Raw genomic sequence first — 21169 nt, forward strand, 5'->3', positions numbered from 1 at the left:
AACAGACCCTAGGACCTACGACCGACGCTCCCGGGCGTGCACGGCCCGGCTCAGTCGCCGGCCCAGCACGAGGTAGCCGATCAGGGCGCCGGTGGTGTTGAGGATGACGTCGTCGATGTCGAAGGCCCGCCCCGTCACCAGGGCGCCCTGGGCGAACTCGACGAGGAGCATCACGGTCGCCGTCAGCAGCAGGACGCGCAGGACACCGCGCGTCCGTGGGGCGACGACGGGCACCAGGATGCCGAACGGAACGCCCAGCAGCAGATTCCCGCCGATCTGCCGGACGGCGTCGCGCAGTTCGGGCTGGTCCAGATAGGCCCGCAGGGAACGGCCGGGCCGCAGGTTGGTGTGCGTCAGCGCCTCCGACGCGGGCGACGGCTGGAGGGTGAGCTTCGCCAGGACGACGGCGAAGGCGACCATGAACGCGAAGGCGCACAGCATCGCGAGGAGCCGGGCGAGGAAACGCAGGGGAGCGCCGGGGCGCAACGCGGCGCGCGAACGTGCGGTGTCACGGGCCATGCGGTCCTCCAGTCTTCAACTTCCCTTCGTGGTAAGCGGATTACCCCGGAACCGCGCCCCGATGCCACCGCACTGGAGCCCGGCCGGGGTGCTGCCGGACCTCGCAGGGATCAGGCCCCGTACGTCACCTTCACCTCCTTGAACCCGAGGGAGTGCAGCAGCCCTTCGAGCATGTCGGTGGTGTTGGTCTCGGCGCGTGCGGTCAGCCCGCTCTGCTTCGCCGCCTCGCCTATGTGCTCGACCGCCAGTTTCTGCACGGCCTGCTCGCTGTTCGGGTTGTCCGAGAAGAGATCGCCGAGGCGGTCGAGGAGCCCGCGCTCCTTGGACACGGCGTAGGAGCGCGCGGGGTCGAGGGACGGTGTGCCGAGGGCGGCGTGCGGCAGCCGGAGGGTGGCGGACGTACGGTCGTCGTTGACCGTGACGTCGTCCTCGCCGACCTTCCCGAGGTCGACATAGGCGTCCACGGTGCCCGCGCCGACGTACAGCGTGCGGGTGCCGCGGATCGCGTCGGGCAGGAACTTGGCGTCCTTCTCCAGATCCACGACGATCTGGAAGTTGCCGGAGGCGGCGTCGTAGCGGCTCATGTCCTGGATGGACTGGAGCAGTGCGGGGCCCGAGCGGTCGTTGGTCTCCGTGCCGAACAGGTCCTTGAGGCCGGGGAGCACGCTCAGCCGGATCCCGGCGAAGAAGACGACGAGCACCAGTACGACGGCGCTCACCGCCTTCGCCCAGCCGGGCATGCGCTTGTCGATGCGCTTGTTGGGAGTCGTCATGTCGACGTCCCTCCTTCCCTGCTGTTCGGATACCCGCAAATGCCTTGCGGGACCTGTCCGTTGGCCGACTTTGGCCCCCTGACCGGAGCGGGGACGGCGCGACGGCCGGACGACGCACAGCCCCGCCGGTGAGCCGCAACGTTTCTGCCGAGGTCAGTAGCATGAGTCCGCCATCCGGAATGATCATGCGAGGAGCGGATCGTGCGAGAGATCGCCGTGTTCAGCGGTAGTGCCCACCCCGAACTGGCGGCGGAGGTCTGCGCGCACCTGGGAGTGCCGCTCAGCCCCAGCCGGGTCAGCCGGTTCGCCAACGACTGCCTGGAGGTACAGCTCCAGGCCAACTGCCGGGAACGGGACGTCTTCCTGATCCAGCCGCTGGTCCGGCCGGTCCAGGAGCACCTCGTCGAGCTGCTGCTGATGTGCGACGCCGCCCGCGGGGCGTCCGCCAGCCGGATCACCGTCGTCATGCCGCACTACTCCTACGCCCGCTCCGACAAGAAGGACGCCCCCCGTATCTCGCTGGGCGGCCGGCTCGTCGCCGACCTGATGGTGGCGGCCGGCGCCGGCCGTGTCCTCGCCATGACGCTGCACTCGCCCCAGGTGCACGGCTTCTTCACGGTGCCGGTCGACCACCTGCACGCGCTACGGGAACTCGCCGCGCACTTCCGGCAGTACGACCTCTCGCGCACGACCGTGGTCTCCCCGGATCTCGGCAACGCCAAGGAGGCCGCCGCGTTCGCGCGGATGATCGGCGCCCAGGTGGCCGCCGGCGCCAAGCAGCGATTCGCGGACGACCGGGTCAGCATCAACTCCGTCATCGGCGAGGTCACCGGGCGGGACGTCATCGTCCTGGACGACGAGATCGCCAAGGGCAGCACGGTGCTCGAACTGCTCGACAGGCTGCGGGAGTTGGAGCCGCGATCGATCCGGGTGGCCTGTACGCACGGCCTGTTCGCGTCCGGCGCGCTGAAGCGGATCGGCGAGCAGCCCGACGTACTGGAGATCGTGTGCACCAACACCGTGCCCGTCGCGGCGGAGGAACGTACCGACAAGCTGCGGATCCTGTCCATCGCCCCCGCGCTCGCCGAGGCCGTGCGCCGCATTCACAACGGGGAGTCCGTCAGCGCCCTGTTCGACGCGCCGGGCACCTGATAGACGCCCCATCACGTGCCGGACGTGGCCTCGGACTGATCCAGTGCCGCGTCCGGCGTCGGATGCGGGGGCAGCAGCCGGGACAGGCCGGTGATCCTCAGGACGCGCAGGGTGAGCGGGTGGGTGCAGACCAGGTGCAGCCGGCCGCCGTGGTCGAGCACCCGGCTGCGGGCCCGGTACAGCAGGCGCAGCCCGGAGCAGTCGAAGAACTCGACGCTCCTGAGGTCGATCACGATACGGGCGTCGGGGTGGCTCGTCACCCGGTCCAGGTACGGGGCTATCTCCACCGCCGCCGCGATGTCGATCTCGCCGCGGAACTCCAGCACCGTGTGGCCCCGGTGCCGATGGACGCGCAGATGCCGACTGAACGGCGCAGGACCCTGCTGCACGACGACATCGCCTCCCACCTGCTCACTGCGGCGGATGCTCAAATCCCGCCCCCGCACTGCAAGTTACCCTCGATCGAGCGAATTTGAGCATGTTCGATTGACATATGTCTTCGAATTGCGACAGAGGATTCGCCGGACGTGGCGGAACTTGGCAGCGGCGGCGCTACGACAGCGCGTGCCAGGCCCTGGAGAGTGCCTGGCGGAACTGCTCGGTCTGATGGGCCGTGAGGTCCCGCACCATCCGCTCCTCCAGTTCCCGTACGGGCCCCTCGTGCCGGGCGAGCAGCTCACGCCCCGCGTCGGTCAGCAGGATCAGCAGCTCCCGGCGATTGCGCGGATTGCGCTCCCGGCGGATGAGCCCGCGGCTCTCCAGGCTCCGTACCAGATCGGCGATCGACTGAGCCGTGACGAACGAGTCGCGGGCGAGCTGCGCGGCCGACAGTCCGTCGTGCCGCTCCAGGACGGTGAGCGCGGTGTACTGCAATGCCGTGATCCCGGACGGCTTGACCAGCTCGTCCAGGTGGGAGCGAACGACGAGCTCCACCTGTTTCACCATGTAGAGGAGCGAGGGAGTCGCCTTGGCCGCCTGGGTGTCGAGCATGGGTTCAGCCTAGAGCATTGACAGGAAACCTGTCTGTAAAGAGACTGCGCAACAACAGGAATCCTGATGGTTGAAATCTTGGCGACGGAGCTGAGGAGCGGCGATGACCCCCTACGAGATCGAACCCGGCCGGCTGTTCATCGGGGGCCGGTGGCGCGAAGCCGTCGACGGAGCGCGCACCGAGGTGGTCGATCCGTCCCGCGGCGCGGCCGTCACCACCGTCGCCGACGCGGGTGCCGCCGACGTGGACGCGGCCGTGCGCGCGGCACGGGAAGCCTTCGACGACGGCGCCTGGTCCGGGCTCAGCGGCCGGGAGCGCGGCAGGGTGCTGCACCGGGTCGCGGCGCTGATCCGGGAGAACGCCGACACCATCGCCGAGCTGGAGAGCCGTGACGTCGGCAAGCCGATCACGCTCGCCCACGCCGTCGACGTCACCAACGCGGCCAACGACTACGAGCACTTCGCCGCCCTCGCCCACGCCCTGGACGGCTCCGTCCGCGACACCCCCATGAACGCCCTCGCCTATGTCCGGCGCCGGCCGATCGGCGTGGTCGCGGCGATCACGCCGTACAACTTCCCGCTGATCCTGGCCGGGTCGAAGATCGCCCCGGCGCTCGCGGCCGGCAACACGGTGGTGCACAAGCCCGCCGAGGAGACCCCGCTCAGCGCCCTGTACATGGCCGAGATCTTCAAGCGGGCCGGTGTTCCCGACGGTGTGGTCAACGTCGTCACCGGCGGACCCGCGGCCGGTGAGGCGCTGCTGCGGCACGCCGGGGTCGACAAGATCGCCTTCACCGGCTCGACGGCGGTCGGCCGGAAGGTCGCGGGCATCGCCGGCGAGTCGCTCAAGCCGGTCACCATGGAACTCGGCGGCAACGCGGCCCACGTCGTCTTCGAGGACGCCGACCTGGAGAAGGCGGTCGGCGCGGTCATCAAGGCGTTCGTCTTCAACACCGGGCAGTTCTGCATGGGCGGACCCCGGCTGCTGGTGGCGCGGCAGGTCTACGGCACGCTGCTCGGCATCCTCGCCGACGCCGTGCCCGCCGTGCCGCTCGGCGACCCCCGCGAGCCCGAGACCGTGATCGGCCCGATGGCGGGGGAGCGGCACCTGCGCAAGGTCGAGGAGTACGTCGACCTCGCCCGCAAGGAGGGCGGCCGCATCGTCTGCGGCGGCGAACGGCTCGACCTCGACGGCGGCTACTACTACCGGCCCACGGTGATCGCCGACCTGCCGAACGACTCCCGAGTCGTCCAGGAGGAGATCTTCGGCCCCGTCCTCACCGTGCAGCCCTTCGACTCCGAGGACGAGGCCGTCGAACTCGCCAACTCCACGCCGTACGGCCTGGCGTCCGGTGTCCAGACCGGCAACCTGGCCCGCGCCCACCGCGTCGCCGACCGGCTGGACGCCGGCATCGTCTGGGTCAACGACTGGGCGATGCTCGACCCCTCGGTCCCCTTCGGCGGCGTCAAGGACTCCGGCTTCGGCCGCGAGTACGGTCCCGAGGCGCTCGACGCCTACACCACCACCAAGTCCGTCGTCGTCTCGCTCGACTGAGCGCACTGCCGAGGAGATCGGTCCGATGTCCATCCCCACCCGTGCCGCCGTCGTCGAGTCCGGCGGCGCCCCCTTCACCCTCTGCGACGTCGAGCTCGACGAACCCGGCCCGCACGAGGCCGTCGTCCGCATGGTCGCGACCGGCCTGTGCCACACCGACCTCGGCGTGGCGAGCGGCGGACTGCCCTTCCCCCTGCCCGGCGTCCTCGGCCACGAGGGCGCGGGCGTCGTCGAGGCCGTCGGCCCGGCCGTGACCGGCGTCGCGCCGGGCGACCATGTCGTGCTGTCCTTCACCTCCTGCGGCGACTGCCGCAACTGCCGGGGCGGTCACCCCGCGTACTGCGCGACCTGGCTGCCGCTGAACCTCATCGGCGGCCGACGGGCCGACGGCACCCGCACGATCAGCCGGGGCGGTGAGGCGATCGGAGGACACTTCTTCGGGCAGTCCTCCTTCGCCGAGCGGGCGTTGGTGGACGAGCGCAGCCTCGTGACGGTCGACCCGGAGGTGCCGCTGGCCTCGATCGCCCCGCTGGGCTGTGGGGTGCAGACCGGCGTCGGCGCGGTCTGGAACGTACTGAAGCCGGTCACCGGCGGCACGATCGTCGTGCTCGGCGCCGGAGCCGTCGGCCTGTCCGCCGTCATGGCCGCCGCGCTCACCCCCGCCACCGCCATCGTCGCCGTCGACAGGATCGGCGAACGCCTGTCGCTGGCAAGGGAGTTGGGCGCCACTCACACCGTCGACGCCGCCGAGGCCGATCTCGGCGAGGCGCTCGCCGAGATCACCGGCGGCCAGGGCGCCGACGGCGTCGTGGAGACCACCGGCAACGTCGCCGTCCTGCGCCAGGGCGTCGACGCGCTCGCCGCGCGCGGCACCGTGGTCGTCGTCGGCGCCCCGCCCTTCGGCACCGAAGTCGCCCTCGACGTCAACGGATTGCTCGGCGGCAAGCGGATCGTCGGTCTGACCCTCGGCGACGCCGAGACGCAGACCTTCGTCCCCGCCCTGGTCCGGCTGGTGAAGGAGGGGCGGCTCCCGCTGCACCGCCTGGTCAGCACCTATCCGTTCACGGACATCGACCGGGCGGTACGGGACATGGGGGCGGGCAAGACGATCAAGCCCGTGCTCACGTTCTGACTCAGTCGACCGTGAGGACCAGCTTGCCGGTGGTCCGGCCGGTGTCACCGAGCGCGTGTGCCTCGGCGGCATCGGCCAGCGGGAACGTCCCGGCGATCTCCGCGCGCAACTCACCCTTCTCGACCAGGTCCACGATCGCCCGCAGATCGGCACGATCGGCGTCCACGAGCATCCGCACGGCCCGCACGCCGAGCCGCGCGGCCTCCTCGGAGAACTCGTCCGATCCGACCGGCAGGATCGAGACGACGATGCCTCCCGGGCGCAGCACGCGCAGAGAGCGCACGGACGTCTCACCGCCCAGGGTGTCCAGCACGACGTCCACCTCCTTGACGGCGTCGGCGAAGTCCGTCTCCCGGTAGTCGATCAACTCATCGGCGCCGAGGCTCCGCAGGAAGGCATGCTTGCCCGCGCTCGCCGTACCGATCACATACGCGCCGCGCGCCTTCGCTATCTGCACGGCCACGTGCCCGACCCCGCCGGCCGCCGCGTGGATCACCACGCGCTGACCGGGCCGCACGTCGGCGTACTCGACCAGGGCCTGCCAGGCGGTGAGGGAGACGAGCGGCAGCGCGCCCGCCTGCGTGTGGTCGATCGAGGCCGGCTTGTGCGCGAAGACGCGGGCCGGCGCGGTGACGTACTCCGCGTGCGAGCCGTGGCCGAACGGGTAGGACAGCATGCCGAAGACCTCGTCGCCGGGCTCGAAGCGGGCGACGCCGACGCCGACCGCCTCGACCACGCCGGAGACGTCCCAGCCCAGGACGAAGGGCGGCTCGCCCAGGAAGCCGCCGGTCGCGCGGTGCTTCCAGTCGGTCGGGTTCACGCCCGCCGCGCGCACGCGGACCAGTACCTCGTTCGGGCGCGGGGCCGGGCGCTCGACTTCCACTTCCTTGAGGACCTCGGGGCCGCCGAGGACGTCCTGGCTGATGGCTCGCATCGTGTTCACAGTGCTCATGGTCAGACAGCCTGCCCGGGAGCCGCCTCTCCGGAAAATGGCACGATTGCCAACCTTCGATAGGATCGTGCCATGAGGCGAGAACGAAGCGGTGAGCGGCGAGTGGAACGGGTCGTCGTGCTGGCCCTGGACGGCGTCTACCCCTTCGAGCTGGGCATCCCCAGCCGGATCCTCGGCGCGGCCGACGGCCACTACGAGGTGCTGACCTGCAGCGTCGACGGCCGGCCGGTGCGCACCAACGCGGACTTCACGATCGGCGTCCTGCACGGCCCGGAGATCCTCGCCACGGCCGACACCGTGGTGGTCGCCTCCATGGCCACCGCCTGCATCCCCACGGAGCTGTCCGTCGAGCTCGCCGACGCGCTCGCGCTGATCCGCCCGGACGCACGCATCGTGTCGATCTGCACCGCCGCGTTCGTCCTCGCCGCGGCCGGCCTCCTCGACGGGCGCAGGGCCACCACGCACTGGCAGGTGACCGAACCGTTCCGGCGCCGCTACCCGCACGTCGACCTGGACCCGGACGTCCTCTTCGTCCACGACGGCCGCATCCTCACCTCGGCCGGCGCCGCCTCCGGCGTCGACGTCTGCCTGCACATCGTCCGCACCGACCACGGCAGCGAGCTGGCCAACGCCGTCGCCCGGCGCTGTGTCGTGCCCCCCTTCCGGGACGGCGGCCAGGCCCAGTACATCGAGCAGCCGGTGCCGGTCAGCGCAGCCGCGAGCACCGCCGCCACCCGCGCCTGGGCCCTGGAGCGCCTCGACGAACCCCTCACCCTGGCCGACCTCGCCGCCCACGCCCGGATGAGCCTGCGCACCTTCGCCCGCCGCTTCAACGAGGAGGTCGGGCTCAGCCCCGGCCGCTGGCTGATCCAGCAGCGCGTCGCCCGCGCCCGGCATCTGCTGGAGTCCAGCGACCTGTCGGTGGACCGGATCGCCGGCCAGGTCGGCTTCGCCACGGGCGCCTCGCTGCGCCAGCATCTGCACGCCGCCATCGGGGTGTCGCCACAGGCTTATCGGCGTACGTTCCAGGCGGCGACCCGATAGACGCGAACGTTCCTGCCCACCGCCGCGTCGAAGGATCAAGGCAGCGGAGTGAACAGGGGGAGCAGGTCATGCGCGGAGGGATCGTGGCGGCGGCGGTGCTGGCGGCGACGGCCGTCGTGGGATGCGGTGCCGCTGACCGGAGCGCGGTCGTCGAGGGCACACCGCCGGCCACGCCGTACGACGGACCCCTGTACGTGCCCGCCCGCGACCTCGACGAGGACGGTCCGCGGGCGACCCGCGTGGAGTCGGGCGCCGCGGGCCGGGCCCTGGAGTGCGACGGGGAGATCTACTCCGGCGGCGGCAGCGAGGCGTGGAGCGAGGGGGACGGCGGATCGACGCCGGAGGAGGGCTTGACGGCGTACTTCGACTTCGAGCAGCCCGATGTGCCGCGATCCGGCTACCGCGTGGAGCGGGAGGAGAAGGGCCGGGTCCTGTTCTCCTACGACGTCGACGGACGCACCAAGGTCGCCGTCGTCATCGCCGAGGACGGGAAGAACCGCCCGGGTTGGGGCCCGGAGACCAGCGCCTCCTGCGACCCCGCCGAGCTCCCCGAGAGCTTCACGGCCTCCCTGGAGTACGAGATCTGGACGGACGAGCACGGCCGCCGCGTGCCCACCACCGAGATCAGCGGCTCCGTGGGGTCGGCCCACTGCGGCTGGGAGAAGGTGCACTTCCTGGCCCTCGGCGAGTACCGGGACCGCCGGATGTACGCCCGCGATCCCGACGGTGTGCTCGAACCCGGCATGCTGACCGCCGCGTACGACGGCGACGTCCCCATGCCCGCCGACGCGCGCGACACCGGATACCGGCTCGGCGACCGGCGGTTGTGGCTGACCGGTGGCAGGTCGACGGCGTACGTGCGCACCCCCGACGGCGTCGAGGCATGGCCCCTGGTGAAGGACGGCGTGGGCTGCAGGTGAGCCCCCTTTTTTCGAGCCCTTTGCGGACGGTGACGGAATCCTCACTTCTGTCAATCGGTGAGGTTGATCCTTTTGCGTTCAAGACCCGATGGGCTCCCGTGCGGCGCTTCGGGTTGACTGGGTCGAGATCGACCTTCGCGGTGCGTACTCATGAGTGCGATCGCCCTGCACACCCCCCTTGATCGATCGACGCCCTGCGCCAGTTGCGGCCGACCCTCAACGGCGCCGGAGTGCCGCAGGCCCGCCGGGCCGCACCGCCGACGCCCCAGCTGGACCAGCTCGCGCAGTCGCCTGATCAGCCCCCAGCAAGGCGTCGATGTTCCGCAGACGCCGCAAGGCATCGAGTCACGCGGCGGGCAGGTCACGCGGGATTGCCTCGCCGTTGGTCATGCCATCACCCGACTCGCTGCAGGGCGCGCTCGCGGCGTTCGGCCACGGCCGAGCCGGATTCCCGGCGTGCCATTCGCCGCAGTACGACCGGCGCCACGAGCAGGCCGAGCACCGCCCAGGCGCCCAGCACGCCCGCGGTCTCGAGGTGCCGCCAGGACTCGTCGATCTCGACCGCGGCCGCCGATTCCGGCAGCAGAGCCGAGCGCATGCCGAGGCCGAGCCAGTAGATCGGGAAGCCCTGGGCGAGCCACTGCACCCACTCCGGCAGCACGGTGACCGGGTAGAAGATCCCGGAGATCGCGATCAAGGCGAGTATCGGGAGCGTGAGAAGTCCCTGGCTGCGGACACTGGTGAACACCGATCCCAGCACCGCGCCGAGCGGCAGGGTTGCCACCAGGCCCAATGCCAGCACCCAGATCAGGGTCAGCCAGGGCCCCGGGCCACCGACCGCGAGGCCGGAAATGAGGAACAGGGCGGGGATCAGAAAGAGCGCGAGGTCGACCAGCAAGCCGCCGGACACCGAGACGACCTTGCTGACCAGGTATCCCTGCATGCCGTGCGGTGTCGCCTTGGCGCGCAGCAGAGTTCCGTCCTCGCGGTCGGCGGTGAGGGTCTGGCTCATGGTGACCATACCCATCGCGGCGTTCATGCCAAGGATGCTGGGCAGCACAAGGGCACCGAGCATGAATCCGCTCTGCTCGAAGGACACGTCCCGCATGAAGAACAGCGTGGCCAGCATCACCACGGGCCAGAAGAAGTGGTTGAACAGATCCCCGCCGTTGGTGAACGTCTGCCGCAGCTCGATCAGGCCGCGGGACCAGCCGGCCCGCAGCGCCGTCGCCGTCGCTGTCGGATTCATCGAGCCACCTTTTCCTCGGACTTGTTCCCGTGCGCTGCTTTGTCGTCGCCGGACTCGGCTTGCCGCACCAGCGAGAGATAGGTGTCCTCCAGTGAGGCCCGGCGGATTTCGAGGTTCTCGATCGCCGCGCCGTACTGCTGGAACAGGTCGAAGGCGAACGCGGTCGACTCGGTGGTCGAGTGCCGGAAGTGCCGGCCGTCGCGGGTCCAGCGCACCTGGTCCTCACCCGCGATCTGCCGGGCGAGTTCCGCTGCCGTACCGTCGGCGACGATCCGGCCGTGGTTGAGGACCAGGATGCGGTCGGCGAGGTTCTCAGCCTCGTTCAGATCGTGGGTGGTGAGCAGGATCGTGGTCTCGCCTTCATCGGCGAGGCCCTGGACGAGGTCGTGGAACTCCCGCCGGGCAACCGGGTCGAGTCCGGCGGTGGGCTCGTCGAGGAACACCAGCTCGGGGCGGCCCACGAGGCCGATCGCCACATCCAGCCGGCGCCGTTGCCCCCCAGAGAGTGTGCTGATCTTCTGGTTCGCGTGCTCGGTCAGACCGACCACCGCTATGAGGTCATCCGCGGCCCAGGGGCGGGTGATCCGTGCGGTGGAGTAGCCGGCGTAGTAGGAGCCGAGGTGGGCGAGTAATTCACGCACCCGCCATTTTCCGTGGTCCCGCCAGGACTGCAGGACGACACCCACCCGCGCCCGCCACCGCTCGTCGCCGTGGGCTGGATCGGCGCCGAGCACCTCGACCCGGCCGGCCGACCGCCTCCGGAAACCCTCCAGGATCTCGATCGTGGTGGTCTTGCCCGCCCCGTTCGGCCCCAGCAGGGCCAGCACTTCGCCGTGGCGGACCTGGAAGGTGACGTCGCGCAGGACGTCGACCGGGCCGTAGCGCATGCGCAGCCCGTCGACGTCGAGCACGACTGTCTCGCTCGTCGTCATGAGATGACCTCTCTTCGTGAGTGGATGCCCTCGCGTCGCGACGCGTGTCGGCCGGACTCGTCGCGAGGGCATGGCGCATCACGGTCCTGACTGACCGGCCCACACCACTGGGCGGGCGGCCGTGGCAAGGCCCGTGGCATACAGGGATTACGGTGGGGAATCAGGCAGCTCGCAGGCTGCCTGGCCGCGCATCGCCGGAGAAACCGAACGGCTTGACCGCATCGGCCGGATCGAACCGGAGGAGGAAGGGGCGGTTCAGCCCTGGTCGAACGGGCTGTGCGGGCAAGTGCATCGGTGGGCCCGATTCACCAGCTGCCGTCGGCGAGTGTCTCCCGGGCGCGTGCCATCAGGTCCACCCGGTCGACGCCGGCCAGGGCGAGCGCGCGCGGTACGGTGCCGATCTCGGTGTCCAGGACGCCGAGCAGCACATGCGTGGGACGCAGGTCCTTCTTACCGGTGGAGGCGGCGAAGCCGCGTTCGAGCGCGAGTCTGCCGGAGGCACCGAGCTTTGGCGGACGCTTGGAGTACCGGCTCGGCTTCGGGAGGTTGAAGGAGGCGAGGGACACCCCGACCGCGTTCAGACTGTGCTCGAACTCCCGGTCCAGTGCGTTCCTGATCGGCTGCCGTCCGAGCCCCACCGCCGTCAGTACGCGGTGCGCGGCGGTTCCCTCGTGGGTGGCGATCGCCAGCAGGAGGTGGTGGGCCTCGGTCGCTGCGGAGCCGTCCTCCTGCGCCTCCGCCATCCCCTGCTCAATGATCGCGTTGATGTAGTGGTCGATCGCGCTCACGGTCGCCTCCTCAGCGTGACGCCGGCGGCGATGAGCCGCTTGGCATGCTTCTTGTGGACCGCCTGACGGGTGACGCCGAGGGCCTCGGCGACGTCGGGCCAGCTCCAGCCCGCGCGCATGGCCTGCTCCACGGCAGCGTCCTCCAGTTGGTCGGCCAGGCGCCGCAGCGCCGCGACGGCCGCCAGCGCGTCGGCGGGGCCCTTGGGCTCGGGTACGTCTTCTGCCGGCATGTAAGCAACTCTAGTTGACTATTGCCAATAGTCAACCTCGGTTGCTTGATGCGACTCGATGAGGCAGACCGGAACGAGCAATCCGCGACGGGGGAAATGGGTACGGGGCGCGGTGCGGCAGTTGATCGAGTCGGTGAATGACACCCTGAAAGGCCAGCTCGTCCTGGAACAGCACGGCGGCCGGACTTTTCGAGGGCGTCACCGTGCGCGTCGCTCAGCGCCTCCTCGCGCCGGCCGGCAGCCCGACCGGTCGGAACCTGACAGCGACCGGTAGAACCCGCCTGGGCCTCGGGCCGGCTGCGACCCGCGTCGACTCACCACGCCCTACCTGTACTTCCGCGTCCGGCCGACGGCGCGTGCAGGCGTGGCGTGAGGCCGACGAGCTGGCCGGGCGGGAGCTGATCAGGGAAGGGGAGTGGCTGGTGGCGGACTGAAACGGCCGGGCGGGGACACCCGGAGGGAACAGGGCGCGGGACAGGACCGTCCCGCGCCCAGGACACTCCGGAGGAGCCATGCCATTGGTGAAAGCGGGCTTGGTGGTGCTCGACTGTGCCGAGCCCGAGAAGCTCGCCGTGTTCTACACAGAACTGCTGGAAGGCGAGCAGACGGACGCCACCGCCAACCGTGTGGAGATCAGGGGCGCCGACGGGACCCGGCTGGCGTTCCGCCGCGACATGAACGCCACCCCGCCGAGCTGGCCGCGCCCCGAGAACTCCCTCCAGGCCCATCTGGACTTCATGGTCGAGGACCTGGACGAGGCCGAGCGCAAGATCGTCGGGCTCGGCGGCCGCCCGCTGGAGGCGAAGGAGGCGCCAGGCCCGTACGAGGAACGCGGCTACGCCGACCCGGCCGGCCACTCCTTCACCCTGCGCCGCGTCGCGGCCACGGCGCCGAAGCAGGGCTGAGCCGGTTCCGGCCGGTCCGGCGAGGAGCGCCCCTCAGTCACGCCCGCCCTTCTCGCTGACCGGCCACACACCCGTCGAGCGCTCGATGGCCTTCGCGCCCGTGCGGTCCGCCAGGCTGCGGGCCACCGCGAAGAGAGCCCCCTGGACCGCGGCCGCCAGCAGGATCTCCCCCCAGCCGCGATCGCGGTCCAGGGCGTCGGGGGCGTCCTCCTCGTGCCGGATCGCCATCCAGGTCTTGCGGAAGGCGAGCCCGGCGAGCGCCCCGCTCGCCCAGCCCAGCGCGAATCCCAAGGGCTTGTAGGCAAGGGGCAGCTTCATCTTCTTCTGACTCCTCTTCTTGGCCATGTGTGCCTGCGCCTCCTTCATGGTCAGGGCAGTCCCCGCCGCGGGACCCGCTCGGCCGCGGGAACCGGCCCGGGCGGCGTGCCGTCACCGAACGGCCTGCCGCCCAGCTCCTCACGGCGGTGCGGTGTCAGCCAGCCCGACAGATCCGGCCCGAGGGGCACGATGCCGGTCGGGTTGATGCCGCTGTGCACCTGGTAGTAGTGCCGCTTGATGTGGTCGAAGTCGACGGTGTCACCGAACCCGGGCGTCTGGTAGAGATCGCGGACATACGCCCACAGCACCTGATTCTCCGTCAACTTCCAGCGGTTGCACTTGAAGTGACCGTGATACACGGCGTCGAAACGCACCAGCGTGGTGAACAGCCGGATGTCCGCCTCGGTGATCGTGTCGCCGACGAGATAACGCTGCTCCGCCAACCGCTCCGCGAGCAGCTCCAGCCGCTGGAACAGCCGCGCGCACGCCCCCTCGTACTCTTCCTGGCCGGTGGCGAAGCCCGCCCGGTAGACACCGTTGTTGACATCCTCGTAGACGTCCGCCGTCACGGCGTCGATCTCGTCGCGCAGCGCCTGCGGGTAGAGGTCGGGCGCCCCCTGCCGGTGCAGGGCCGTCCACTCGGTGGCGAGGTCGAGCGTGATCCGCTGGTAGTCGTTGGTGACCAGCTCGCCGCTCGGCACGTCCACGATCGCGGGCACGCTGACACCGCCCGGGTAGTCGGTCTCCCGCTTGTCGTAGGCCTCGCTGAGGAAGCGGATGCCGAGCACCGGGTCACGGCCGTCCGGGTCCAGGGTGAAGCGCCAGCTGCGGTCGTCCTGGATCGGGTCGGCGATCGCCATCGGCAAGGCGTCCTCCAGGCCGAGCAACCGACGGGAGATCACCGCCCGGCTCGCCCACGGACAGGCACGGCTCACCACCAGCCGGTAGCGGCCCGCCTCCACCGGCCAGCCGTCCCGGCCGTCCGCGGTGATCCGGTCGGTGAAATGGGCCTTCGACCGCTGGAACGACTTCCTCCCATAGGCGGTGTTGCCCCCGCCGCTCATGATCGGACTCCTCTCCGGCATACGCCCTGTGCGGTACCCGGGTTCCCCGTCCACCGGGTCTCCCGCTGTACCGACGGGTCCCCCGATTTACGCCGACGGCACGGGTGTGAGCCCGATCGGCCGGGGCAAACGGCGTTGAATGAGCGACACGCCCAAGGCTCCGAGGACGGACCGCAGGACCCGAGTGACCGTGCTGGTGGCTCTCGCGGCCAACCTCGTCATCGCACTCGCCAAGACGATCGGCGGCCTCCTCGCCCACTCGCCCGCGCTGCTGTCGGAGGCGGCGCACTCCGTGGCGGACAGCATGAACGAGGTCTTCCTTTTGGCCGCGCTGCGCCGCAGCCGCCGCCCCGCCGACGACCGCCACCCCTTCGGCTACGGCAAGGAGCGCTTCTTCTGGTCGTTGCTCGCGGCCGTCGGCATCTTCGTGATGGGCGGCTGCTTCTCCTTCTTCCAGGGCTTCGAGGCGCTGCACGGCGGCGCCGAGGCCGAGTTCAGCGGCTATGTGGCGGGCATGATCGTGCTCGGCGTCGCCTTCGTCGCCGAGGGCCTGTCGCTGGTGCGGGCGCTGTACCAGGTACGCCGGCAGGGCGGTGTCGGCAACGGTCTGCGCGACCCGGCTCTGCGCACCGTCGTCGCCGAGGACGGCACGGCGGTGCTCGGCGTGACCCTCGCCCTCACCGGCATGGTGCTGCATCTGATCACCGGGCAGGTCGTGTGGGAGGCGTCCGCCTCGCTCGCCATCGGCGCGCTGCTCGTGTACGTCGCCTACCGGCTGGGGCGCGACGCCCGCGACCAGCTGATCGGGCAGGCCGCCGACCCCGAGGCAGACGCCCGGATCCGCGCCCTGCTTCAGGCGCAGCCCGAGATCGACAGCGTGGAGGCGCTGTACACGATGAAGACCGGCCTGGAAACGGCCCTGGTGGCGGCCCGCGTCGACCTGGTGCCCGGCCTCGACAGCGAACAGGTGGAGGAGGTCGCCGTACGGATCAAGCGGTCCATCGGCCTTGCCGTCGCCGAGGCGGACCAGATCTTCCTCGACGTGACCGAACGCTCCGCCCGCGAGGCACAAGGAAGCCCCGCCGCGACGGGGGAGCGCGGCGGGGCCTGACGCACGTGTGCCCGGCGAACGCGGGTTCATGCGCCCCGACAGAAAAAAATCCGAGAAACCGAATCGGCCCCCGGTCGGGACCCTTCAGTCCTGGTCGAACGGCTCCAGCACGAACACCGGGATCACCCGGTCCGTCTTCTTCTGGTAGTCGGCGTACGGCGGGTACGCGGCGACGGCACGCTCCCACCACTCGGCCTTCTCCGCACCGGTGACCTCGCGGGCCCTCATGTCCCGCTTCACCGGGCCGTCCTGGAGCTCGACATGGGGCCCGGCCTTGACGTTGTGGTACCAGACGGGGTGCTCGGGCGCCCCGCCCAGCGAGGCCACCGCGGCATAACGGCCCTCGTGCTCGACGCGCATCAGCGGTGTCTTGCGTATCTTCCCGCTCCTGGCACCCCGGGTGGTGAGCAGGATGACCGGCATTCCCTGAATGGTCGTCCCCTTGGTGCCGCCGGAGCTCTCGTACAGCTCCACCTGGTTGCGCACCCACTTGGTCGGGCTGGGCTCGTACTCGCCCTCGAGAGGCATCTGATCGGTCCCATCGTCGTGTTCCGCGCACTGACGCCGGTCTTCAACACCGGGACGCGCGGGATTCATCCTGCCCGCCGCCACCGAGCACCCGTACGGCTACGCGAGCATCCGCACCGCCAGCGCCAGGATCACGCCGCTCGACACCAGCGCCGTCACCAACCGCCCCCGACGCCCCGTCAGCACCCGCCCCAGCAGCGCCCCGCCGCCGGCCAGCAGCAGTTGCCAGCTCGCCGACGCGGCGAACGCGGCCAGGACGAACACGCCCTGATCCAGCGGCGATACGGCGTCCGCGGCGCGGGTGCCGAGGACGAGGGCCGCGAAGTAGATCACGGTGGTGGGGTTGAGCAGGGTGATGCCGAGCAGCGCCAGGTAGGCGCGCGCCGGGCTCGGGGGAGGGGGCGCGGAGCGGGTGGCGAGCCGGTGGTCGCGGTAGTGGCGTACGGCGGTGACCGCGCCCCGTACCGCCAGGACGGCCAGCACCAGGGCGGAGGCCCACCGCAGCGGCACCAGCACCGGACGCAGCACGGCGGCGAGCGCGGAGCCGCCGACGGTGGCCGCGAGGGCGTAGAGCCCGTCGGCGGTCGCGACGCCGAGCGCGGCGCAGATCCCGGTCCGCAGGGACGTGCGGGCGGTGAGGGAGACGAGGTAGGTCGCGACCGCGCCGACCGGGACGGCGATGCCGTAGCCGGCTAGCAGGCCCGCGACGAGCGCGGCGGTCACGACGCGGGAAGCGTCGGCCTCCGGGGGACGCCGGGCTGCTGCTGGTACCGCACCGGGAAGGCGGCGGTGGTCAGCGGCAGGAAGGCGATGGTCGTAGGCATGGCCGGATTCTGCGCGTGACGGCCGCTCGCCGACAAGCGCTTTTCGGTGGCCGCTCGCCCGCTTGCTCGCCGTCCCTGCGGAGGAAATCCCCTTCAAACCCGGCGACACGATCCAGGGGATGCTGGAACTCCCCGTGGCCTGGTAAGAGGCTCCGGTCATGGACAACAAAACGCACGAAACAAACGAAACAAACGAAACGCGCGAATCACGCGAAGCGCGCGATCTGCACATCGACATCGACCACGACCTCTGCGTCGGCGCCGGCCAGTGCGCCCTGGCCGCCCCGTCCGTCTTCACCCAGGACGACGACGGCTTCAGCGCCCTGCTGCCCGGCATGGAAGACGGCGGCGGCGACCCGATGGTGCGGGAGGCCGCCCGGGCGTGCCCGGTCAGCGCCATCACCGTGTCGGAAACGGGGAGTTGACGCCGGGCTCGTCGCTCGTCGTCCACCGCCGTGGGCCGGCCCGCGCCTGAGGTCGGGCCCGCCCGCGGCGGCCGGTCCCGGCCTCAGCGCGCCGCCAGCAGCGACCGCGCCGCCTCCCGGGCCTCGGCCGCCGGCCGCGTACCGCCCGTGACGCCCGCCGTGACCATGGCACCCTCGGCCAGCAGATACAACGGCCCGGTCAGGGCCTCGGGCAGCCCCGCCCCGGCCACCAGCGAGGCGAGGTAGTCGCGGAACGCCCGCTTGTGCGCCCGGACCTGGTCCGCCACCCGCGGGGACCGGGCGCCCAGTTCGCCGTACGAGTTGATCCAGGCGCACCCACGGAAGTCCTCCTCGGCGAACCACTCCTCCAGCCAGTCGAACACGGCCAGGATCCGCTGCTCGGGCTCCGCCCGCTGCTCCACATGGGCGGCGAGCCGCTCGCGCCAGCGCACGTCGCGCCTCTCCAGATACGCCTCGACCAACTGCTCCTTCGCCGGGAACAGCTGATAGAGCCGCTTGAGCGAGACCCCGGACGCGCCCCGGATGTCGTCCATGCCGACGGACTGGATGCCGCGCCCGTAGAACAGCTTCTCCGCGGCGTCCAGTGCCTGCTCCCGAGCGGTTGCGCTGTCCATGTACGGCCTCTCCTTGACGCGAGAACGAGCGTGGGCTGTCCTTCCCGGTGCGCTAGGGCCGGTCGAGTGCGTTCAGTAGAGTTCCCGAGTGACCCGACAGGCCCGCACTCCCTTCCTCTACGTCGTCGTCTGCGCCGCCGGGATCGCTGCGGACGTGAGCAAGCTGATCACCGCCGCGCAGGAGCGGGACTGGGAGGTCGGCGTCATCGCGACGCCGGTCGCCATGAATGGCTTCTTCGACAGCGCCGCCGTAGAGGCCCTGACCGGCCGCCCGGTCCGCTCCGCCTGGCGCACGCCCGCCGACCCGCGCCCCTTCCCGCCGCCGGACGCCGTCGTGGTCGCACCGGCCACCTTCAACACGATCAACAAGTGGGCCGCCGGCATCGCCGACACCCTCGCCCTGGGCACCCTGTGCGAGGCGTACGGCCTCGGCGTCCCCATCGCGGCGCTGCCGTGCGTCGCCGACGCGCTGGCCGCCCATCCCGCCTACCGGGACAGCCTGATACGGCTGCGGGGGATGGGCGTGCGCTTCGGGGAGCCGCACACCGGCGCGGTGGGGTCGGACGGCGGACGGCCGGACTTCGGGTGGGAACGGGCCCTGGACCTGCTGGGGTGAACCGGACGACCCGGGGCTCAGCGCCCCGGGTCGCGGTCCGTCAGCCGATGACTCGGCCCAGTTCGATCCGGTCGATGTTCGGCGCCCAGGCGGTCGCGTTGCCGAACGTCACCTCGTTGGCACCCTTCTCCAGGTCGACCGGGACACCCACGGTCCAGTAGTCGTCCCAGCTCCAGGTGTTCTTGAAGGTGACCTTCACCGGAGCCGCGGACCCCACCCTGATGTCCGCCGTACGGGACATGATGTCCGTGTTGTAGGCGTGGCCGTTGTCCCGGCGGTCGTTGTGCGCGTAGTGGACGACCAGCAGATAGCGGCCGGACCGGGGCGCGTCCACCGTGAACTCGGCGGTGCTGGAGGGGCTGTTGCCCAGCCAGCCGATGTAGGAGCCGGCGGACGCGTGCGGGGAGTCGACCAGCCTGGCACCGCCCGCGAGGGTGGCCTCGGCCCCCTCGTAGGACAGGGTGCCGGTCGCCGACCCGTCGCCGGAGACGTCGAGGGAGCGGACGGCGGCGTGGCCCGACGTCATCGCGACGCGGTTGTTGCCCGCGACCAGGTAGAGCCGCAGCGGGCGTCCGGGTGCCGCCGTGACCGTCTCGCCGTGCAGCGCGAGCTTGACGGCCGCCGTGGACCGCGGCGTCACCGTGTAGTAGCCGTCCCGCGGGGCGTAGACGTCGAACACCGCCTTGTCGCCGGAACGCAGGACCAGGGCGCCCGTACCGACGCCGGTCGACGACGAGTAGTCGTACGACGGCCTGCCGCTGATGTCCGCCAGCGTCGCCTCGTACGACGCGGAGGCCGCGCCCGTGCGCGTGGTCAGGTCGATCCGGTCGAGCGTCACCTCGGCGTCACCCTTGGCCAGGGTCAACTGGTGGGTGCCCGCCGTGAGGTGGACGCCGACGTCCTTCTTGGCGCGGTAAGTCCAGTTCTCGGTGGACGGGTAGCCGACCGTCACCGGGGCGCCCCCGTCGACCGACAGTTTCTGCGTGGCGGGGCCGCCGGACTGGTTGCCGTACAGGATCGCCAGATCGTACGTGCCGTCCTTCGGCACCGTCACCGTGAAGGCGACCTTGCTGCCGGGCCGGTTGAGCGAGCCGACGTCCTTGGTGCCGGAGGCCGCGTAGCCGTTGGCGTTGCTCACCGTGCCCTGGGTGTAGACCCTGCCGTCGGTGATGGCCGCGTCCTCGGCCTCGTACGACGCCGACCAGGGGACCGAGGAGGGGGAGGGGCTGCCGGAGCCGCCGGGGGTGAGGACGATCCGGTAGGCCGACATCTTCCGCATGCCGCGCAGCGGGACCGTCACCGAACCGTCGTCCGCCACCCGCACCTTGGTGCGCGCGAGGACCCGCGGCGTCGCGTGCTGTCCCTCGTAACCCGACCAGGCGGCCTCGGCCACGGTCGCCGTGACCGTACGGCCGAAGACGGACCGGGGGACGTTGCGCACCACGACGTCGGAGTCACCCGCGGAGCCGCCGAGCAGCACCTGGGCCTGGCGGCGGGAGGTGTCGAGGGAGGCGAGACCCTGGAGGGTGTCGATGGTGTGGGGCTGCGGCGGAGTCACCTTCACGGTGTCGCCGGTCAGGCCCGCGTACCAGCGGAACAACCACCAGCCGCCGTTGGGGATGTTGGATCGCACCACATGGCCGCTGAGGTTGCCGGCGGCGTCCCAGTAGGCCATGTTGGCGTACACCTTGTTGCGCTCGAACATCGACACCCACTGCACGAGCTGCCCGGGTACGGACAGGTCGCGGCGGTTGGCGTACTCGTCGATGTTGATCTTCAGAGGGGCGATGCCCAACTCCCGCTCCAGCGAGCGGTAGTGGTCGTAGTGCGCCTGGAAGTCCCGCAGCGAGCCCGAGTCAAGTTCGTGCCAGGTCATGATCTGCGGCAGGACGTTCTCCCGCTTGGCGAAGGTCAGGAAGTCCTTCAACAGGCGTCTGTCGTAATACGCTTCGTTGGGGCCCGCGATCCTCGCGTCGGGATCGATCGCACGGATGCGCTGGTACACCGTCTTCCAGTCCTTGAGGAACCGGTCGCGGTTGGTCTCGTACTGGGCCTGGTCGGAGACGTTGAGCTTGTACCAGATCCAGTCCGGCTCGTTGAACGGGATGTAGACGAACCGGTCGCTGTCCGGGCTCGCCGACACATCCTTGGCGATCTTGTCGACCTTCTGGAGGTAGTCCTGGATGCCGAGGTCCTCGTACGGCCACTTGGCGTAGATGTCCTGCATCATCACGTTGATCTCGCCGCCGCCGTTGCGGAAGAACGACTTGGAGACCGTGAGCGCGTCGCCGTTCGGGTGCTGGGCGCCGCCCTCGGGCTTCTGCGAGATGCTGGTGATCTTCAGCGGCTCCATCGCGGCGTCGCTGGGCACCCCGTCGTCGCTGAGCCCGTACAGCGAGCCGTTGGCGCCGAGCATCACCGGCCCTTCGGAGGCGTTGAGGTCGACGGTGAGGCGCTGCGGGTCGGCCGCTGCAGCGGGACCTGCCGCGGGGAGTGTGCCTGCCATG

24 protein-coding genes and 2 pseudogenes are annotated in these 21169 nt (G+C 70.7%); 11 read left to right on the top strand and 15 right to left on the bottom strand.

The annotated features are described in order from the left end of the window. Nucleotides 1–15: 15 nt before the first annotated feature. Together ABZ078_RS17345 and ABZ078_RS17350 are read right to left on the bottom strand one after the other, a co-directional pair. Complete coding sequence (locus ABZ078_RS17345; protein ID WP_356576056.1) at nt 16–519, bottom strand: VanZ family protein; 504 nt, start codon at nt 517–519, stop codon at nt 16–18. A gap of 110 nt (nt 520–629) precedes the next feature. After that, nucleotides 630–1292, bottom strand: a complete 663-nt coding sequence (locus ABZ078_RS17350) for a DUF4230 domain-containing protein (protein WP_356576057.1) — start codon at nt 1290–1292, stop codon at nt 630–632. Nucleotides 1293–1493: 201 nt separating this feature from the next. On the opposite strand from ABZ078_RS17350, the gene ABZ078_RS17355 reads away from it, so the two are divergent. Then, nucleotides 1494–2444: a ribose-phosphate pyrophosphokinase gene (locus tag ABZ078_RS17355; RefSeq protein ID WP_356576059.1), complete on the top strand. Its 951-nt coding sequence runs from the start codon at nt 1494–1496 to the stop codon at nt 2442–2444. A gap of 11 nt (nt 2445–2455) precedes the next feature. Here the strand turns inward: ABZ078_RS17355 and ABZ078_RS17360 are convergent, their stop codons facing one another. Together ABZ078_RS17360 and ABZ078_RS17365 are read right to left on the bottom strand one after the other, a co-directional pair. After that, nucleotides 2456–2833: an anti-sigma factor antagonist gene (locus ABZ078_RS17360; protein ID WP_356576061.1), complete on the bottom strand. Its 378-nt coding sequence runs from the start codon at nt 2831–2833 to the stop codon at nt 2456–2458. A gap of 163 nt (nt 2834–2996) precedes the next feature. After that, nucleotides 2997–3434 carry a MarR family transcriptional regulator gene (locus ABZ078_RS17365; protein ID WP_356576063.1) on the bottom strand — a complete coding sequence of 146 codons (438 nt, stop codon included), beginning with the start codon at nt 3432–3434 and terminating at the stop codon, nt 2997–2999. A 103-nt stretch (nt 3435–3537) separates the two neighbouring features. Between ABZ078_RS17365 and ABZ078_RS17370 the strand changes: the two genes are divergently transcribed. Then, nucleotides 3538–4989 (top strand): aldehyde dehydrogenase family protein, encoded by a 1452-nt coding sequence (locus ABZ078_RS17370; protein WP_356576065.1) that lies wholly within the window; start codon nt 3538–3540, stop codon nt 4987–4989. A 25-nt stretch (nt 4990–5014) separates the two neighbouring features. After that, entirely contained in the window at nt 5015–6121 is a 1107-nt protein-coding gene (locus ABZ078_RS17375) for an NAD(P)-dependent alcohol dehydrogenase (protein WP_356576067.1), read from the top strand. Nucleotide 6122: 1 nt separating this feature from the next. Here the strand turns inward: ABZ078_RS17375 and ABZ078_RS17380 are convergent, their stop codons facing one another. Beyond that, on the bottom strand, nt 6123–7073 hold the full coding sequence (locus tag ABZ078_RS17380) for an NADP-dependent oxidoreductase (RefSeq protein WP_356576068.1): 951 nt from the start codon (nt 7071–7073) through the stop codon (nt 6123–6125). Nucleotides 7074–7145: 72 nt separating this feature from the next. On the opposite strand from ABZ078_RS17380, the gene ABZ078_RS17385 reads away from it, so the two are divergent. Beyond that, nucleotides 7146–8117, top strand: coding sequence for a helix-turn-helix domain-containing protein (locus ABZ078_RS17385; RefSeq protein ID WP_356576069.1), 972 nt, complete (start codon nt 7146–7148; stop codon nt 8115–8117). A gap of 68 nt (nt 8118–8185) precedes the next feature. Beyond that, nucleotides 8186–9037: a hypothetical protein gene (locus ABZ078_RS17390; RefSeq protein WP_356576070.1), complete on the top strand. Its 852-nt coding sequence runs from the start codon at nt 8186–8188 to the stop codon at nt 9035–9037. Between the two features lie 394 nt (nt 9038–9431). On the opposite strand, the gene ABZ078_RS17395 is transcribed toward ABZ078_RS17390, so the two are convergent. The 4 genes from ABZ078_RS17395 to ABZ078_RS17410 all read right to left on the bottom strand — a co-directional run bounded on the left by ABZ078_RS17395 (nt 9432) and on the right by ABZ078_RS17410 (nt 12236). Beyond that, entirely contained in the window at nt 9432–10286 is an 855-nt protein-coding gene (locus ABZ078_RS17395; protein ID WP_356576072.1) for an ABC transporter permease, read from the bottom strand. Next, entirely contained in the window at nt 10283–11218 is a 936-nt protein-coding gene (locus tag ABZ078_RS17400; RefSeq protein WP_356576074.1) for an ABC transporter ATP-binding protein, read from the bottom strand. Before ABZ078_RS17400 ends, ABZ078_RS17395 begins: the two co-directional genes overlap by 4 nt. 305 nt (nt 11219–11523) lie before the next feature. After that, entirely contained in the window at nt 11524–12006 is a 483-nt protein-coding gene (locus ABZ078_RS17405; protein ID WP_356576076.1) for a Clp protease N-terminal domain-containing protein, read from the bottom strand. Continuing rightward, nucleotides 12003–12236 (bottom strand): hypothetical protein, encoded by a 234-nt coding sequence (locus ABZ078_RS17410; protein WP_356576078.1) that lies wholly within the window; start codon nt 12234–12236, stop codon nt 12003–12005. The genes ABZ078_RS17405 and ABZ078_RS17410 overlap by 4 nt, the downstream gene beginning before the upstream one ends. Nucleotides 12237–12342: 106 nt before the next feature. On the opposite strand from ABZ078_RS17410, the pseudogene ABZ078_RS17415 reads away from it, so the two are divergent. The 3 genes and pseudogenes from ABZ078_RS17415 to ABZ078_RS17425 all read left to right on the top strand — a co-directional run. Further along, nucleotides 12343–12472: pseudogene (locus ABZ078_RS17415) on the top strand (IS982 family transposase); the annotation flags it as partial. Then, a pseudogene (locus ABZ078_RS17420) lies at nt 12467–12670 on the top strand (pyridoxamine 5'-phosphate oxidase family protein); the annotation flags it as partial. The pseudogenes ABZ078_RS17415 and ABZ078_RS17420, both read left to right, overlap by 6 nt. A 78-nt stretch (nt 12671–12748) precedes the next feature. Then, nucleotides 12749–13141, top strand: a complete 393-nt coding sequence (locus ABZ078_RS17425) for a VOC family protein (protein ID WP_356576080.1) — start codon at nt 12749–12751, stop codon at nt 13139–13141. A 33-nt stretch (nt 13142–13174) separates the two neighbouring features. On the opposite strand, the gene ABZ078_RS17430 is transcribed toward ABZ078_RS17425, so the two are convergent. Together ABZ078_RS17430 and ABZ078_RS17435 are read right to left on the bottom strand one after the other, a co-directional pair. Beyond that, nucleotides 13175–13486 (bottom strand): DUF4235 domain-containing protein, encoded by a 312-nt coding sequence (locus ABZ078_RS17430; RefSeq protein ID WP_356576082.1) that lies wholly within the window; start codon nt 13484–13486, stop codon nt 13175–13177. A 23-nt stretch (nt 13487–13509) separates the two neighbouring features. Continuing rightward, the gene (locus ABZ078_RS17435; protein WP_356576084.1) at nt 13510–14523 is read right to left on the bottom strand and encodes a glutathione S-transferase C-terminal domain-containing protein; all 1014 of its coding nucleotides are present in this window, start codon (nt 14521–14523) and stop codon (nt 13510–13512) included. 139 nt (nt 14524–14662) lie between these two features. On the opposite strand from ABZ078_RS17435, the gene ABZ078_RS17440 reads away from it, so the two are divergent. Further along, complete coding sequence (locus ABZ078_RS17440; RefSeq protein ID WP_356576086.1) at nt 14663–15634, top strand: cation diffusion facilitator family transporter; 972 nt, start codon at nt 14663–14665, stop codon at nt 15632–15634. Nucleotides 15635–15718: 84 nt separating this feature from the next. On the opposite strand, the gene ABZ078_RS17445 is transcribed toward ABZ078_RS17440, so the two are convergent. Together ABZ078_RS17445 and ABZ078_RS17450 are read right to left on the bottom strand one after the other, a co-directional pair. After that, complete coding sequence (locus tag ABZ078_RS17445; RefSeq protein WP_356576088.1) at nt 15719–16162, bottom strand: nitroreductase family deazaflavin-dependent oxidoreductase; 444 nt, start codon at nt 16160–16162, stop codon at nt 15719–15721. 99 nt (nt 16163–16261) lie between these two features. Next, the gene (locus ABZ078_RS17450; protein ID WP_356576090.1) at nt 16262–16885 is read right to left on the bottom strand and encodes a LysE family transporter; all 624 of its coding nucleotides are present in this window, start codon (nt 16883–16885) and stop codon (nt 16262–16264) included. Nucleotides 16886–17210: 325 nt separating this feature from the next. On the opposite strand from ABZ078_RS17450, the gene ABZ078_RS17455 reads away from it, so the two are divergent. After that, complete coding sequence (locus ABZ078_RS17455) at nt 17211–17411, top strand: ferredoxin (protein ID WP_356576226.1); 201 nt, start codon at nt 17211–17213, stop codon at nt 17409–17411. Nucleotides 17412–17494: 83 nt separating this feature from the next. On the opposite strand, the gene ABZ078_RS17460 is transcribed toward ABZ078_RS17455, so the two are convergent. Further along, nucleotides 17495–18046 (bottom strand): TetR/AcrR family transcriptional regulator, encoded by a 552-nt coding sequence (locus tag ABZ078_RS17460; RefSeq protein ID WP_356576092.1) that lies wholly within the window; start codon nt 18044–18046, stop codon nt 17495–17497. An 88-nt stretch (nt 18047–18134) separates the two neighbouring features. Here ABZ078_RS17460 and ABZ078_RS17465 point away from each other — a divergent pair, with 88 nt between their 5' ends. After that, nucleotides 18135–18662: a flavoprotein gene (locus ABZ078_RS17465; RefSeq protein ID WP_356576094.1), complete on the top strand. Its 528-nt coding sequence runs from the start codon at nt 18135–18137 to the stop codon at nt 18660–18662. A 40-nt stretch (nt 18663–18702) separates the two neighbouring features. On the opposite strand, the gene ABZ078_RS17470 is transcribed toward ABZ078_RS17465, so the two are convergent. Next, on the bottom strand, nt 18703–21168 hold the full coding sequence (locus tag ABZ078_RS17470) for a CBM35 domain-containing protein (protein WP_356576096.1): 2466 nt from the start codon (nt 21166–21168) through the stop codon (nt 18703–18705). Nucleotide 21169 lies beyond the last annotated feature (1 nt).

The sequence above is a fragment of the Streptomyces sp. NPDC006385 genome (assembly GCF_040612485.1).
Classification (GTDB): domain Bacteria; phylum Actinomycetota; class Actinomycetes; order Streptomycetales; family Streptomycetaceae; genus Streptomyces.

Excerpts from the sequence above, each read along its gene's own strand:
- ABZ078_RS17460 (WP_356576092.1), bottom strand. The coding sequence starts at position 18,046 with ATGGACAGCGCAACCGCTCGGGAGCAGGCACTGGACGCCGCGGAGAAG.
- ABZ078_RS17410 (WP_356576078.1), bottom strand. The coding sequence starts at position 12,236 with ATGCCGGCAGAAGACGTACCCGAGCCCAAGGGCCCCGCCGACGCGCTG.
- ABZ078_RS17380 (WP_356576068.1), bottom strand. The coding sequence starts at position 7,073 with ATGAGCACTGTGAACACGATGCGAGCCATCAGCCAGGACGTCCTCGGC.
- ABZ078_RS17345 (WP_356576056.1), bottom strand. The coding sequence starts at position 519 with ATGGCCCGTGACACCGCACGTTCGCGCGCCGCGTTGCGCCCCGGCGCT.
- ABZ078_RS17440 (WP_356576086.1), top strand. The coding sequence starts at position 14,663 with ATGAGCGACACGCCCAAGGCTCCGAGGACGGACCGCAGGACCCGAGTG.
- ABZ078_RS17390 (WP_356576070.1), top strand. The coding sequence starts at position 8,186 with ATGCGCGGAGGGATCGTGGCGGCGGCGGTGCTGGCGGCGACGGCCGTC.
- ABZ078_RS17400 (WP_356576074.1), bottom strand. The coding sequence starts at position 11,218 with ATGACGACGAGCGAGACAGTCGTGCTCGACGTCGACGGGCTGCGCATG.
- ABZ078_RS17370 (WP_356576065.1), top strand. The coding sequence starts at position 3,538 with ATGACCCCCTACGAGATCGAACCCGGCCGGCTGTTCATCGGGGGCCGG.
- ABZ078_RS17425 (WP_356576080.1), top strand. The coding sequence starts at position 12,749 with ATGCCATTGGTGAAAGCGGGCTTGGTGGTGCTCGACTGTGCCGAGCCC.
- ABZ078_RS17445 (WP_356576088.1), bottom strand. The coding sequence starts at position 16,162 with ATGCCTCTCGAGGGCGAGTACGAGCCCAGCCCGACCAAGTGGGTGCGC.
- ABZ078_RS17470 (WP_356576096.1), bottom strand. The coding sequence starts at position 21,168 with ATGGCAGGCACACTCCCCGCGGCAGGTCCCGCTGCAGCGGCCGACCCG.
- ABZ078_RS17350 (WP_356576057.1), bottom strand. The coding sequence starts at position 1,292 with ATGACGACTCCCAACAAGCGCATCGACAAGCGCATGCCCGGCTGGGCG.
- ABZ078_RS17395 (WP_356576072.1), bottom strand. The coding sequence starts at position 10,286 with ATGAATCCGACAGCGACGGCGACGGCGCTGCGGGCCGGCTGGTCCCGC.
- ABZ078_RS17430 (WP_356576082.1), bottom strand. The coding sequence starts at position 13,486 with ATGGCCAAGAAGAGGAGTCAGAAGAAGATGAAGCTGCCCCTTGCCTAC.
- ABZ078_RS17435 (WP_356576084.1), bottom strand. The coding sequence starts at position 14,523 with ATGAGCGGCGGGGGCAACACCGCCTATGGGAGGAAGTCGTTCCAGCGG.
- ABZ078_RS17365 (WP_356576063.1), bottom strand. The coding sequence starts at position 3,434 with ATGCTCGACACCCAGGCGGCCAAGGCGACTCCCTCGCTCCTCTACATG.
- ABZ078_RS17375 (WP_356576067.1), top strand. The coding sequence starts at position 5,015 with ATGTCCATCCCCACCCGTGCCGCCGTCGTCGAGTCCGGCGGCGCCCCC.
- ABZ078_RS17385 (WP_356576069.1), top strand. The coding sequence starts at position 7,146 with ATGAGGCGAGAACGAAGCGGTGAGCGGCGAGTGGAACGGGTCGTCGTG.